The 14,823-nt window shown below is 57.1% G+C and carries 8 protein-coding genes; 1 reads left to right on the top strand and 7 read right to left on the bottom strand.

Translation table 11 applies throughout. The annotated features are described in order from the left end of the window. Positions 1-28: 28 nt before the first annotated feature. The gene (locus AACY44_RS06870; RefSeq protein WP_339436896.1) at positions 29-2,308 is read right to left on the bottom strand and encodes a CHASE2 domain-containing protein; all 2,280 of its coding nucleotides are present in this window, start codon (positions 2,306-2,308) and stop codon (positions 29-31) included. Beyond that, positions 2,305-3,183, bottom strand: coding sequence for a FecR family protein (locus tag AACY44_RS06865; RefSeq protein WP_339436903.1), 879 nt, complete (start codon positions 3,181-3,183; stop codon positions 2,305-2,307). The genes AACY44_RS06870 and AACY44_RS06865 overlap by 4 nt, the downstream gene beginning before the upstream one ends. A gap of 346 nt (positions 3,184-3,529) precedes the next feature. Between AACY44_RS06865 and AACY44_RS06860 the strand changes: the two genes are divergently transcribed. Then, a complete protein-coding gene (locus AACY44_RS06860) occupies positions 3,530-4,252 on the top strand; it encodes a response regulator transcription factor (protein ID WP_049710807.1) in 723 nt (240 codons plus the stop codon). A gap of 682 nt (positions 4,253-4,934) precedes the next feature. On the opposite strand, the gene AACY44_RS06855 is transcribed toward AACY44_RS06860, so the two are convergent. From AACY44_RS06855 to tssK, 5 genes are read right to left on the bottom strand one after another with little or no spacing between them, the layout of a single operon-like run. Then, positions 4,935-5,585 (bottom strand): two component system response regulator, encoded by a 651-nt coding sequence (locus AACY44_RS06855; RefSeq protein WP_339419291.1) that lies wholly within the window; start codon positions 5,583-5,585, stop codon positions 4,935-4,937. Between the two features lie 4 nt (positions 5,586-5,589). Next, positions 5,590-8,769 carry a response regulator gene (locus AACY44_RS06850; protein WP_339436897.1) on the bottom strand — a complete coding sequence of 1,060 codons (3,180 nt, stop codon included), beginning with the start codon at positions 8,767-8,769 and terminating at the stop codon, positions 5,590-5,592. Beyond that, complete coding sequence (locus AACY44_RS06845; protein WP_339419295.1) at positions 8,766-12,716, bottom strand: type VI secretion protein IcmF/TssM N-terminal domain-containing protein; 3,951 nt, start codon at positions 12,714-12,716, stop codon at positions 8,766-8,768. Before AACY44_RS06845 ends, AACY44_RS06850 begins: the two co-directional genes overlap by 4 nt. Then, positions 12,716-13,384 carry a DotU family type IV/VI secretion system protein gene (locus AACY44_RS06840; protein WP_339419297.1) on the bottom strand — a complete coding sequence of 223 codons (669 nt, stop codon included), beginning with the start codon at positions 13,382-13,384 and terminating at the stop codon, positions 12,716-12,718. The genes AACY44_RS06845 and AACY44_RS06840 overlap by 1 nt, the downstream gene beginning before the upstream one ends. After that, positions 13,381-14,763: a type VI secretion system baseplate subunit TssK gene (gene tssK / locus AACY44_RS06835; protein WP_339419299.1), complete on the bottom strand. Its 1,383-nt coding sequence runs from the start codon at positions 14,761-14,763 to the stop codon at positions 13,381-13,383. Before tssK ends, AACY44_RS06840 begins: the two co-directional genes overlap by 4 nt. Positions 14,764-14,823: the final 60 nt, after the last annotated feature.

Raw genomic sequence — 14,823 nt, 5'->3', positions numbered from 1 at the left:
TTTATGCACAGCGGTAAAGTCGAATTTTTCAGTCTTCCAGCAGCGGCAGTTGCAGGCTGAAAGTGCTGCCTTTACCCACCACGCTTTCGCAACGGATGCGCCCACCATGGCGCTCCACCACGGCTTTGACCATGGTCAGTCCCAATCCTAATCCCTCGCTGCCCTGGGCTGAATCGAAGCGACGGTATTGGCTGAACAGTTCCGGCAAGTCCTGTTCGGCAATCCCTGGACCTTGGTCACTGATGCGACATTCCAACCAGCCTTGCTCACTGCTGTGCCTCAACCTCACGGTCGTACCGGAGGACGAGTACTTGATGGCGTTCTCAAGCACGTTGAACAACGCACGAGTAAGCAGTGACTGGTCAGCCGAGACCATACCCTCATCGGCTTCATCCAGGTCGTGAACCAGATGGATCCCCTTCAGTTGGGCGATCACTGCGACTTGATCAAAGGCATCCATTACCAACATGGCGAACAACGTTGGCTGGAACTGGTAACCGTCAGCTTCGGCTTTCGCCAGTTGCACGAAGGATTCGGTGAGGCTCAAGGCGCGACGAACTTGTTGTTCGATCTGAGCGAAAACCGGTGACTCGCCGTTATGCACATCCAGCAGCGCGAGGATTGCCGAATGCGGTGCGCGCAGGTCGTGGGAGAGGAACCGCAACATGGTCTCGCGGTGTTGCTGGGCTTCGCGTTCTTTACTCAAGTCCGTCAGGCTAAGCAGCCATCCAAGTGCAACATCGCCCTCGGCCGGTAGCAACGGCGCAAGCTCCATGCGCAGGCTGCGCTGGTGGATATCCCGGAACTCGACGAGCTCCAGCATTGGGAGGGCAGGGCGGACGCCATTGTGCAGCGGCGGGTAGCCGAGATCTGCCAGTTGCTCCAACAGGTTTTCATTGACCAGAACATTACCGAACACTTCCCGGGCGATGCGGTTGGCCAGCAGGATATTGCCCTTGGGATCGGTAATCAGCGTCGCTACCGGCAAACACTCCAGACCATCGGACATGAAGCGTCGTGTGTCGCGAGTGCGGCTTACGGCTTGTTCCAGGGCAAAGATACGCGCCTGTAATACGTCGCCTTTGCTGGCGGGCGCACGGCGGCGTTCGGGCAATACTTTGGGTTCGTTATCAAGGCGTGTGAATTCCCAGCCGAAGTAGGCGATGATCACGCTGAGACGACGCCAGTTCCAGATGAGGTAGCTGAGCAACAAGCCGATCAAACAGGCAGCGGGCGACCACCAATGGCCGAGGCGCAACAATGCCCAGGAACCCAGCAGTGAGGTGGCCATGCAGCCCAGGGTCATCCAGAGCGCATAGCGCGGTCGGTAGAGCAGCAGGCCTAGCAGCAATGCCACCAGGGCGGTCGCCATCAGCGCCGCGAGCCAGCACGGCAGATCAACGATGCTGCGGCCTTGCAGCAAGCCATTCAGCACGTTGGCCTGGATCTCCACGCCCGCCGTGTTGCCGACCGTGGAGGAGAGTGGCGTGACGAACCGATCGCCCATCCCGGAAGCCGTCGACCCGACAAGGATCAGGCGATTGCGCAACTGCTCAGGAGGTACTTCACCGCGCAGGACACTGACATAGGACACACGGGGAAAACGCGCATGTGACGCGATAAACGGGATACGGATTGCATGTTCACGATGCCAGTGTTGGGTGGTCGAGCGCAGAGGTTCACCCGGCATCTCTGATAACTCGCCGCTCATCTCGTAGGCCAGCCAGGCCAGTTGCGGCGCCGTGGCATCGGGTGGGCCTTCACGCATATACAACCTGCGGACTACGCCATCACTGTCCGCCTCCACATTGATATGGCCCAAGCCCTTGGCACATTTGAGCAACGGCAGCATCTGCGCGCCGGGTTGGCTGTAGCTCGCCGTACCCTCTCGCACCAGCGGCAACAAGACATTGCCGGCGTTGCAGACCGACTCGGCCAGGCGCTTGTCCTGTGTGGGATCGCCGGGTTCACTGAAGATCACATCGAACAGAATACCCATGGGCTGGGCGGCACTCAGGCGGTCGATCAGATCCGCGTGCAGGCTTCGCGGCCAGGGCCATTGGCCAAGCTTTTTCAGGCTGGGATCATTGATGGTCACCAGCAGGATACGCGGGTCGACCGGCAGGGGAGTGAGACGGCGCAGGCTGTCGTACAACGGGTTATTCAGAGCCAGGCCTGGGCTCAATGACAGGTAAGCGGTGAAGGGCAGCAGCAGCAAACCAATCCATAACCACTCACGCACCAAGCCATGGAACAGGCGTTGAGCATGGGTAGGTTGACGTTTCTCGGTCTTGTGCCAGAGCATCATTGGTCATGTGCCTGAGGGGTGGGCGGGTAGTAAAAGATGTCATAGACCCCGGTTTCTCCCTCCAGGCCGTTTTCATCGTATGCCGACAGGCGCACGTGATAAAACGACGCTTTAAGCCCAGTGAAGCTCATTTTCGGCACGCTGGAAAAATTTTCCTGCTTGATGTTCATAAATGCTTTATCGGTGGCGACCTGGGCACGGTATCGCTGGGCACCGGGCAAAGGCCGAAGGTACAAACTCCAGACGGGAGCCTCGCCTTTCTGACCGTCCTGCCCAACAAGCTTCGGTGCGGCGAGCAGTTCCATGGGTTTCAGTTCACCCTGTGTCTTGAAAAGCAGACCTTGCCGGGCGCCCACTTTTACCTCGTTTTCCACTGTCTTGGTTTTCATCTCGCGCTTGACTGCTACCTGGCCTTCCAACACCTCAAGCACCGATTGCTCCGCATCATTGCGCACCCGAAAGTGCGTACCTCGCACGCCCAGTACACCCACCGGCGTCACGATCTGAAAGCGGTCGTGGTCACTGGCGCGCTTGATCACATAGGCCTCGGCTTGGCCCTGTTCAAGCACGACCTGGGGAATCGACAGCTTTTCATCCAGATGCAATCGCACTTGAGAGCTGGCGGGCAACACCACCCGGGAACCATCGCCGAGCAACAGGCTGACAAACGCCGTCGCCGACGTCTTTACGCCTTCCTGTTCATCAATGGTCATGCCTTCAAGCAAAGGGCTCGCGTTGCCCTTGGAATCGAGCTTCCAGGCGCCCCCGGTGAGGTGCAGCACGACTGCAGGCAACGGCTGGGCGCGGCACAGTTGGTTGTCATCAATGTAAGGCGAGCGAATCTTGGCGGCAGCATCCACAGAACCGACCGCCATGATCAACAATGAGGGGAGGGCGAGGCGCAAGCAGTTGGGGGAAAGAATCATGGTGCTCATCACGCTTGGGATTCCAGAGGGCATCTGACATCAGCACACGCAAGTTTACGACAGCGCATGCGTCGGCTGATCCTTTTCCTTACGGTCGGGAGCCGGTATCTTTCCCCATCGGATTGAAGACGTTCAATGGGTTAATCGCTCATTGATGTCAGCGTACCGAGAGATCCAAGGGGTCGACGAATCTGAGCACAATTATTCAGATTCAAAGACCGGCATCTGCGCTGTATGTGCCTGTAAATAAACTGGCCAACGGCTGCTGTACTCTTCAAGAAGAAAGGACCCACCCATGCGTGTCGCAATACTGGATGACGAGCCCGCGGAATTGCGACGGGTGGAACAGACACTGCGACAGATCCCCAGTACCGCCGAACAGCCCTGGACCCTGCATTGCTTCGAACGCGGTGAAGACCTGTTACGCCAACTGCGTCGGGAAACCTTCGACCTGTTGATACTCGACTGGCAACTGCCGGACATCACCGGTATCGCGCTGCTGCGTTGGACCCGTGAACACATGGAGTCGCCACCAGCGGTAATCATGCTCACCAGCCGTGATGCCGAGAGCGATATCGTAACCGCACTGAACAGTGGCGCCGATGATTACGTCAGCAAACCCTTTCGTCCCAATGAGTTGAAAGCACGGGTCACCGCGGTTCTACGTCGCCACGGCCTGCAGAAGTCAGCAACTCACGAAGTACAGAGCTTTAATGACCTGACCTTTGACGATGCTGAACTGACCGTGACGCGCGCGGGTAAACCGATCAACCTCACCGAACGTGAGTATCGTCTGGCTAGCTGCTTGTTTGCCAACCTGGCGCGGCCACTGTCCCGAGAGTATCTCTACGAGCGGTTCTGGACCCATGAAGAAATGGTCTCGTCGCGGCCGCTCGATACCCATATCTATCGGCTGCGCAACAAGCTGGGGTTGACCGCAGATCGAGGTTGGCAGTTGCTGACGATCTACGGGTATGGGTATCGGTTGGAGAGTGTGGCAGCGGCATCTCAAGACTGAAAATGATGGTGTTCCACGTGGAGCATTTGGAAAGTCACCAATCTGCACTCAATAAAAAAGGCCAACGCTAAGCGTTGGCCTTTTTTGTGTTTGCGATTATCTGTGTAGGTTCACAGAATAGATGAATCAGGAACCTCAACAAACTCTGATAGAAGATCAGCTTTTTTGTGATTCCGCCTACCGGTATTTACTTAATAAATGAGCAAAACCTACTCGTTTCACACAATAGTTGATCCCACGTAGAGCAGGACATAGCAACGCCTGCTGCGAGAGGACGTACGGCGACTGCCAGTCCAGTTCTGTTAAGCAGGGTCGGGCCCTGTCGTGGATCAACCTCAAGATACTCGCCCCCATCTTTGCCCGCATAACGAATCACTAAGCGGCTGCTCTGCTCATCGTAGGACATGCCATCGACAAAGCATTCCCGGGGGATAGCTGGATAAGCCTTTAGCAGAAGGTAATATCCCGCTTAACTCAAGCGATGAAATCAATATGCAGATCTCGCCAGACCGAGCAATATCCTTCATCCTTTTCGGACGGTTTGAATCCCATGACGTTAAGGCAATATCCCATCAACCTGACGCTGTCTAGGCCTGGGAATTCCATAACATGGAATCGACCAGCTTTAGGATTTTTCCACGTGCCGAAGTGGCCCCTTTCTCTGGAGGCGGGAGACGGCTCATTATTGCTCTGAACCCAATAACCCTAACCGATAAGCCCACTGAGTCAGATCGGCCGCATTATGCGCACCAAGTTTTTTCATCAGGTTGAGCCTATGGGTTTCGACCGTCTTTAGACTGATACATAGCACTTGTGCAACATCCCTGTTACGAGAGCCCTCAGCAACCAACTTGAGTACTTGCCGCTCGCGATCAGTAAGGGTGATACCGCTCAAAGTCTGGCCGCTGCGCAGAGCCTCGACCTGGGAAGAATCCAGAGCAGGGTCCACAAAAATGCGTCCGGCACGCACCTGAGCAATAGCGTGCAACAGATCATCACGGCTGCTGCGCTTGAGCACATAGCCACAAGCACCGGCCTCCAGTGCCAAGGCGGCGTTGTGTTCAGATACGGTGGAGGTCAGCGCGACGATCAGGATCTCAGGCCAGCGCTGGTGGATCAGTTTCAAGGCAGACACCCCGTCCAGCTGAGGCATATTGAGGTCCATCAGGATCAGACCCGGATTCAATGCACGGCATTGGCTAATGGCTTCCTGACCATTTTCTGCCTCACCGACCACGTCCAGCCCTAGCGCACCGTCCAGCAGGGCACGTAAGCCTTCGCGGATTATTCTGTGGTCGTCTACCAGTAACAAACGGCATTCCGGCATTTTCATGTAATCAAGCCTCAGGAGGGACGATAGGCTGACGCCCAGCCAGGGTCGCGATATGAGTGTCGAGTTGCAGCAATGCGGGGAGCACTTGGGCGGCATTTTCTGCCAGCGCGGCATGCTCGGCCAACGCCGCCGCAGCTTCCAGCGACTGCTCGCCGAATTGCCCGGCACTCCCTTTAAGGCTATGAGCCACACGCGCGACCTCGACAAAATCGGGCACGGCCATGGCGGCCTTTAAACTCGCCAGCAGCGCTTGGCAATCCTCAAGGAAAAGGCGCTGTAAGCGGGGCGTGTGCAAGGGCGAAAGCGGCGCTGGAATCGACGTAACCGGTTGTGACAATGCCTCTGCGGACGTATTTTTTACGGGGGTATCCAAGTCTTGTTCGGCCGGACGCAATTCCATGTCGCGTTCAAGCTGGCGTTCGATAACCAAATTGAGCGCATCGAAAAGCTGCATTGGCAATACGGGTTTGGCCAAGTAGTCATTGGCCCCAGCCTCAAGAAAGCGCTCACGGTCGCCGCTCATGGCGTTGGCGGTCAGGGCTATCACCCAGACGTCTTCATCCAGTGCCAGGGACTGCCCAGAGCGCAGCTGGCGCACCGCTTCCATGCCGTCCATGCGTGGCATTTGTCCATCCATCAGCACCGCATCGAAGACGTTGTGCGCAAGCATTTCCAAGGCCTGGACGCCATCGCAGGCAAAACTGACACGATGGCCGAAGCGCTCCAGAAACAGCTGAGTAATTTCCCGATTAGTGGCGATATCGTCGACGACCAATACGTCCAAACTGTACGCGTGACGCTCAAGCGCACGTAACGGCGAGGGCACATCGTTGAGGCTTGGTGTTGCACCACTCTGCACTTCGCACAGTGTGCGATAAAAGTGTTGGCGACGCAGTGGACGCACGACGCAAGCCGCCAGCCCGTTGTCTCTGAGCTCATCGACAGACAACAGTGCTTCCCCGTGTGAAGCCATCAATATCAACCGCGCCGCCTTCAGGTCCGGATCACTGCCACACAGCCTGGCAAACTCCAGGCCGCCCACGCAGGGCAAACGCCAGTTGACCAGCACCAAATCAAACGCCACGCCCAACTGCGCCTGCTCGCGCATAATGGTCAGCCCGGCTTGCGCTGAGGCCGCGCCCTGGCAGAGCATCTGCCATTGCCCGAGGACGCCGATAAGCGCTTCACGCTCTTCAGCGTGCTCATCAACCACCAGCGTGCGTAGCCCCCAAAGACGCGGGACGTCTTGCGCACGTGGCGGGCAACTTGGTAATGGCAGCAACATACTAAAGGTTGAACCGACGTTCAGTTCGCTCTGCAAACAGATGGTTCCGCCCATCAGGCCAGCCAGCCGCTGGCTGATCGAAAGACCCAGGCCGGTTCCGCCGTAATGCCGGGTCGTCGACGCATCGGCTTGTAAAAAAGCATCAAATACGGCGGCTTGGGCTTTCGGCGCGATACCGATACCGGTGTCGATCACCTTGAAGCCTACGCGATGCTGTTCGCCGCGCCAGACCACCAGACGAATCGACCCGCTGGTGGTGAACTTGACCGCGTTGCTCAACAGATTCAGCAGGATCTGCCGCAATCGCCATGGATCCCCCATAACATCCGAGGGCACATCGGTGGCAATCTGGCAGATCATCCGCACGCCCTTCTCGGCAGCGCGTGGGGCCAGCAGTTCGATAACCTCTTCCACCACTTCGGTCAGATCGAACTCGATGCGCTCAACGTTGAGATTACCGGACTCGATCTTGGAAAAGTCCAGAATGTCACTGATCAGGGCCAGCAGCGCCTCGGAGTTCTCGCGAATAGAAAGCACAAAATGCTGTTGCTGAACAGTCAGTGCAGTATCGGCAAGCAAGTGATTCATGCCGATGACCGCATTCATCGGGGTGCGGATTTCGTGGCTCATATTGGCCAGAAACTGGCCCTTGAGCTGGTTGGCCTGGTCGGCTTGCTCGCGCGCCACCTGCAGATCGCGGGTGCGCTCACTGACTTGGCTTTCAAGCCCGGCGTGCTGGGCCTGCATACCATCAAGCAACTCGTTATAGGCCTTGGCGAAACGACCCAGTTCATCCTCGCGCTCCACAGGCAGACGTCGAGTCAAGTCGTCACTGCCCAGCGTGCCTTCAATGGCCTGGGCGAAGTCGGCCAGCGGCGTGGCCAACTGACGGCGCAGCACTAGCAGCAAACTCAAGGTCAGCAGAATAAAACCGATAATCGCAAATGGCACTTCATCAAGGATCAGTTGCAAGGCGCCAGCGCGAAGTTGCTTCTGTGGATAAAGCGCCATCAGATACCAGTCAGGTTGTTCGAGACGCGCCACCACCGCCGGCACTCCATTGAACTGCACGATCTGCGGGAAAGGGCGGTTGCTATCCAAACCGTTGATAAATCGCTTTAGTTGCTCCTCGGGTACGTTATCCAGCGCATGCTGCGACAGATCTGCAATCCGCTCGCCGCTGGCGTTGAGCAGCAGGCTGGCATGTGACTCGAGTAATTGCTCGATGCGCGTCAAACGCTCATCCAGTTTCAACTCATAGCCGGAGATGAACAGCGGTTTGCCTTGCGGATCGCGAGACACCGTGACCACGCTAATCAGACGGCGGTCTAGAGTCGACTCATAGTGCGGCCCGTCCCAAACAACTAGTGGACCGTTATTGCCCTGTTGCTCGAACAGTTCACGCAGGTGCGCAGCACGCGCCTCGGCAAACCCCGCAGGAATGCCTGGCTCGCTGGAAAACGCCGCGCCAATGTCTGGAAAATAGAAAAAAGTATCAACTGTCATCGAATGCCCAGCCACACCGAACGCCTCGGCTGCCGCAGCGGCATGGGAGAGAATCTGCACTTTCTTGCGCGCATCCGAGGCGGACTGCCCGCCAGGGTCCAACACCCAGTACATGGTGCTGCGCGCGGTAATCTGGCTACCAAATTCCTTGGCGGCACCGTTGTTCCAAAGGGTCATCAAACGCCGAGCGCCTTCCTCGGCGTCACGCAGATCCTCGTTATCGACAGTCGAGAGCAGAAGCAGACGCTGGCGAAGGTCCTTCAGCGCCTCGCCCTGCAACTGGTCGTAAGTACGCCAGGCACTCAGTCCGGCCGCCACACACCAGCTCAGCGCTAGGACCAGCGCAAGCACACAGGTGATGCGCAGCGCCAGAGAGCGGCGCAGCCCCTTCATTGCGCGCCGACTTTGTCCGGTACAACCGGCTCAACCCTGGCGGTGATTCCCATTTTTCGTGCGATATCCAGGATCGCCCGATGCGCTGCCGCATTATCACGCAATGACACCACCAGCAATCGCTGCGCGGTGGCGCCATTGTCTTTTTGCACCGGTTCACGCAACGTCGAAAAGCCTAAAATACGCAGTTGCTCTTCGAGATTAATCAGGCGCCTCTCGTTTTCATAGACGCCAAGGTCCAAGCGCAGCCCTCCAGTGGAGAGCAAACCCGGTTCTAGGGATTGACGTGTCCAACACCAGGCAATTTCGCTCGGAGGCTGAATGCTCGCTAACCCTTGCTGAGTTGGTGAACCTTGCTCCGCCAGCAGCACTTCTTGCTCCGCGGCTTGGCTTTCCATGGCGATCAGTTCGTCGCTGATAGCTTGCAGGCGCTCTTGTGTATGGGCGACTTGCGATTTCAACTGGTCAGCCTGCTCATATTTTTCAAGCAGTGCCTGCGCACCCTGCTGGCGGTAAGTCAGTTGAATGCTCGTCAGGTTTTCAGTACCCATCAGGTCCCGCTGATTCGGGAAGTCATCCGCCGTGAAGACATATTGTCCGCCCTTGAACAGCCGCAGGAAGTCGACAAAAGCATGATCACCGGTCCAATGACGGGTTAACTTGAAGTCGGCAAAGCTGATTTCCAGCGTTACGCCTAAACACGCCTCAGGCGACCAGACAAAACTGGCACTTGTCGGGAAATTAAAATTATCCAGCACCGTTGAGCGGCCATTACATTGCATGGTCAATCGAGTCTGCTGAGGTAACGATCGGGCGCTGAGGTTAACTTGCGACGGGGTTGCTGAAAGCTCCACAACAGCGGCAGTCGCTTGCAGCAGAGTAATTTTCTGCTTCAAGTCGGCTTGTTCTGCAGTCAGGGCCTTTTGCTCGGCATCCAATGTTTGCTTCTTTTGCTGGTCAGAGGCACGTAGCGCCTGACTCTTGTGTTGGGCGCTGGTCAGATCGTTCTGAGCGTGTTGCATGCGACTGACATAAGCATAAAACGCCCCAGTCAATGGAATCCGAAAACCAAGGGCCTCGCGACCGCTATAGCCCTGCGTGTCACGCTGCACAAAATTTTTCACCGGGCCGCTCATGAATGCGGGCAACTGACCGCGCTCTCCATAAAGCAACTCGTTGATCATCACAGGGTCGCGAACGCCTTGGATCGAGCTCAGCAACTGGCCTGCCCAGTCGCTCTGCATACGACAAGCGGCCATTTCACCCGCGTAATGTATCGCAAAGTCCAAATAACCCGTCGCCAGCCCCCAAACCACATCCTCCCGAGGATCAGGGCCCTTGAGCGCCTGGATCAAACTGCTTCGAATGTCAGAAGCCTCCCACAATGGCGCACTCTTGACGGCTGGGTCGGTGCCATAGCCCCATGTATCAAGGGCAACTTGGAAGGCTTGTGCATCACTCTTCTGCAGATTGGCCACCACTCCCTTCATCAAAAGTGAAAGCTTCGCCAGCGCGCGAGCCTGGACAAGCTCATCACGAAGCACATTGACCCCCGCCTTAACCGTGCCTCCGCTTGCCACGTCCTTGAGCACGTCTCCGCCAAGCGCATTGGTAACTTTCAAGTTGCTCAACGCCCCAGGCTCGGGACGTAGGTCATCGTTGCTGGCCAGTTTAAGCAAGCGGTCCATCAGTACCGCACGATTGGCCCAAGGGGCGCGCTGCTGCACCGGGATCACCGCAAAACGTTCGGCGCTGCGATGCAATAATCTGAAGAACGGATCTTTGGGAGTACCAACCACGCTCAGCGTTTGCTGCCAATCAGAACGGGTTTTCAAGCGGGTTTGCGCGCTGAGCAGGCTCCCCTGAATGAAGCGATACCAAGCATCTTGGGTATCATTTTGATACTGCTCCAGAAAGCGCACACGCTGTGCCTGCCAAAGCGTCTGGCCCCGGCTGGCGCGGCCCAGTTCATCAATAAAGCTCAGAATCGCGTTGTGCCCCTCCAAGGTATAGGCACCGGAAAGGCTAAAGTCGGGGTTATCGACATCCACCCAATATTCACTCAGCATCATTGGCGGCAGATTGCCTTGCTGTTCCGCCCACGCAATCAGCCAAGCCAATGGCCGGTTTTCCAAACCCATGCTGTCAAGTTGCACCAGCAACGCGTCACGTTGGTTCTGCAGAGGTGCGGGGTCAGTTTGCCATTTAAGATAGGCGCGATAACTTGTCCCAACGGTCGCCATTTGCGCCGCGCTGATGCTCACTGACGGACCGTATGCCTGATACAGCAGGCTCAGTTCAGGCCCCATTAATGGCAGATTGTCCATCGGCTGACCGTTGAGCCGCGCATCAAGAAGGTTGATACGCCGCACCAGAAACTCGGAATACGCGGCAATCAACGGCGGGCCACCTTGGACCACTGCACTGCGCAGATTTTGCGACAGGATCCCGTCAAATAACGGCGTACGAACTTCGCTATTGAACAGCCTTACGTAATCGGCGCGGTAGTGTGCCTGTACGTGTTCAATATGCCGCGAGAAGGGCAGCAGACTACGCAAACCTCCCTGCTGAGCATTAGAAAGGTTGATGATCGCCTGACGGTATCGGCGAAGTGCATCTAGGTCCGTTTCCAATCCACCCGAAAAAGCCTCAGGGGCGGGGGGTTCGCTCTTGGCTTCGCTTAGAACCGCCTTGGTATGTCGGTCGGCGTAGATCATCAACGCACCAGCACCGACACAAACGCCCAGCCAGCCAATAACAGCCGTATGGACGAGCAGACGCCGCCATTGGCGCAACTTATCGATAGGCTGATAGGCGTGGCGCTGGCCGGGTATCAATTGACCCAGAAGGTCGTGACTGAACCAGCCTTCAGACTGCATCTCATCTTCGTGAGCAGGCATCTGCGCCGTTAAGAACAGACCACCGAGCAGGGGGGGATCGCTATAGGGATTGGCATCAAATGCCGGAAGCAACAGTTTTTCCAGACGCGGGCGTAGCTCACCTATGCGCTCTGGCAGGCTGAAAGCGTGAGCATCAGGCAGACCACGGACACCTAACTCGATGCGTAAGTCCGACAGGCGCTGGCTCAGGCCATTGAACATTTCGTCCAGAAAAGCCATCGCCGCACTCTGGCGATGCGCGCTGATCAAGCCAAATGGCTGCTCGCGCTGTACCGGCGTAAGGGCCGAGCCCCACTGGAAGAAACCAGGCAAGGCCTCTGCGCCCGTGATGATGAAATACACCGGCAATCGTGCACCGAAAACCTTGACCAGGTCGTCCAGACGCCGACGAAGGTTTTGCCCTTGCTCGGCAAGGCTGGTGTCAGAGTCTTCGAGCAGGCGTTTGGCGTCAATGACCAACAGTACGCCATTGAGCGGCTCACGTCGGCGCGAGCGCAATAGCCAGTAGAGCAGGCGCTGCCATTCAGCGCCGGAGTCGCTGGTGCCCTCGGTCATACGGCCGGCAGGGTCAATGATCACGCCATGCTCAAGAAACCACCAATCCAGCGTTCCAGTGGCTTGTACCTGCTTATTGCGTAAATTGGGACGCAATGCGGAAGTCAGGCCGCTATGATTTAACAGATCACTTTTACCGCTACCGGTCTCGCCCAGCATCAGAAACCAAGGCAGCACATATAACGGCGAGCCTAGGCGGCTCAAGCGCGATTCGCGCAACATTCTCAGCCCGGTATTCCAGTCTTGATCCAGACCGGGGGCCTCATTGCGACGGTTTTGTGGAAGCTCTTTTGCCATTCGTGCCCGCAAGCGCCAGGCATACCAACGTCGACCAACCCAACGAGTGGCCAGCGCCATCACGATCACTGCGACAAAAATGATCGGCACATACCAAAATGGCCAACCCACATACAGTGCTACCCCCCAGATCCCTATCGCCAGGACTAGCAGGAGCACCAACCACAGCAACACTGTCCACGCTTTTTTGAACATCAGCGAGACTCCAGTAATAGGCTGACTTCTTGAGCCAAAGACAGGTCAAAGCTGATGTACAGGGCAGTCAGGATGATCAATGGAATACCAATGAGCAGGAGCAGGGAAATTCCGGGTAAGCCACGCCGAACCACTTGGACGCGGTGCGCCAGATGTTCTTCCGGTTGATCGAACAGTTTGCTGTGCGCATCCAGCGGCTTCATTTTTTTATCGAGGATAATCCGCTCCAGGCACAAGCGACGGTACTGCGCCAGCTCACCGCCCGGGCGCGTAGCAAAACGACCCTGAAAACCGCTCAGCAGCACCAGGCCAAACACCTCGCGGGCCTCATCGGCGGCTTCAGGCAAGGCTTCAAGACGCTGAAAAAACTCTACCCCCGCCCGACTGGTAGAAAAGAAATGCCGCTGCAATGGCGCACGACGCCACTGGGTTGCGCCTGACCATTCGAAGGACATGGCGGTCTCGTCGACCCACGCCACCACTGCGAACAACGCCTCACGCACCTGCGCCTCGGCGAACTGTTGCTCGCGAGCTCGCGCGGCGGCGGCATCAAGCATGGCTAACAGCGTCGGCGCGAGGGTGTCGTAAGTCTGCATCGGGTCAACAAAGCCTTTCTTCGCGACATCGAAGACGGGCATCCAGCAGTCAGCAAGCCGGGCGACACTCATGAACGCACTACCACTAGGTCAATGATCAAGTCTGCCGGAGGTTGCGGCAAAAAGAACGCGGCGTGGCGTTCGCGCTGCAAGGTATCCCAGCCATCACTGAGGGTTTCGAGACGGAAATACAGCGCGCCCGCCAAGCGCGGCAGGCCTTGTGGTGGAACCTGTAAATAGATAAGTTCAACGCCCGGCAGCGCACGAGTAACCAGGCTATCCATCACACTCAAAGCGCCCAACTTGCCGTCCAGCGGTAACCCCTCGGCCAACAACACCGGATCTGCCTCGCTGCGCACCACCAGAAAATACCGATGTCGAGGTCCGAAAAAGGCCTCTGGCAGTTCGCCCTGATACAACCCGTCCTGCCATTGCAGACGCACCAATAGTTCAGAGCCTACGCTGACTTCGTTGAGTTGCTGACCGATAAGCCCGACCAGTGAGACGATTGCGGCCCCCGACTCCTCATGCCGGTAAGGCGCAACCAACTGGCGTTGGTCCGAGGTTTCACCGAGCATGTCGCAAACGTCTGAAAAAAGGCTTAACTCGCCAACCAACTGACGCAACGTCCCGTAAAGGTGCCACGGTGCAAGCTGTGGGGTCTCAAGATAGTGGGTCAACAGCGGGCCGTAGCGATTGAGCACAGCAAGGGCCATCAAGTGGTTGACCTGCGAACCATCAATGTCGCCGCGCCGTGACTCGCCCGACTGCTTGAAGACAGACAGTTGACGCGCCCGCCCCACTAATTCATCACGAATCTCGCGCAAGGTTTGCAAGAGCATGGGCGATGCCGAGAGATTGACGCAGGGCGGCACATAGCGCTGAGCGAGTCTGACTCGATCACCGTCTAGCTCCAGACGAGCAATAGGCAGTAATTCGTAGGTGCTCAGGTGTTCAAGCTCGTCCTCCCAAAACAGCCGGAGCACATAAGACATGGCGCGAACGCGAGCTTCCGCTGAATTGCCCAGGCGATCCGCGATGACTTCCGGATCGGCGGCCACAACAAATCGTGCCTCGGCCCGCGAGCCGTCGGCAAGGCTTTCGAAGACTTGTGCGTTGGCGTCGCCCGGCAATAACCGGCGAAGGCCAACATACAACGTACGTCCACTTCCAAACTCGCTCAACTCGAGGTTGCGCGACTCCAGAATCGCGTTACCAGGATATTCAACCAACGTACCCTCGGCAAAGCGCACCGAGAGTTGATTCAACAAACACTGCCTAGCGACCAGCGCCGGCTCGTTGACCGTCAACGAGATCAAGCCCCATGGATGTGCGTTGGTCAAGGCCGTTGTACGGCTTAGGCTTCGCTCAAGACGCGCGTCGTTCTGCTGAAAATGTTGAGGCTGAAGGAACAAACCCTGATGCCAGTAAAGCATTTGATCGATATTCATAAGGCTCGTGTTCGGCGCAAAAAGCTGAAAAAAGCGAGCACTAGACGCTCACCATAAAAC

Origin of the sequence: Pseudomonas sp. RA_15y_Pfl1_P11 (assembly GCF_963970975.1) — a bacterium.
Classification (GTDB): domain Bacteria; phylum Pseudomonadota; class Gammaproteobacteria; order Pseudomonadales; family Pseudomonadaceae; genus Aquipseudomonas; species Aquipseudomonas tritici.
This window is presented reverse-complemented; position numbering and strand designations above follow the sequence as displayed.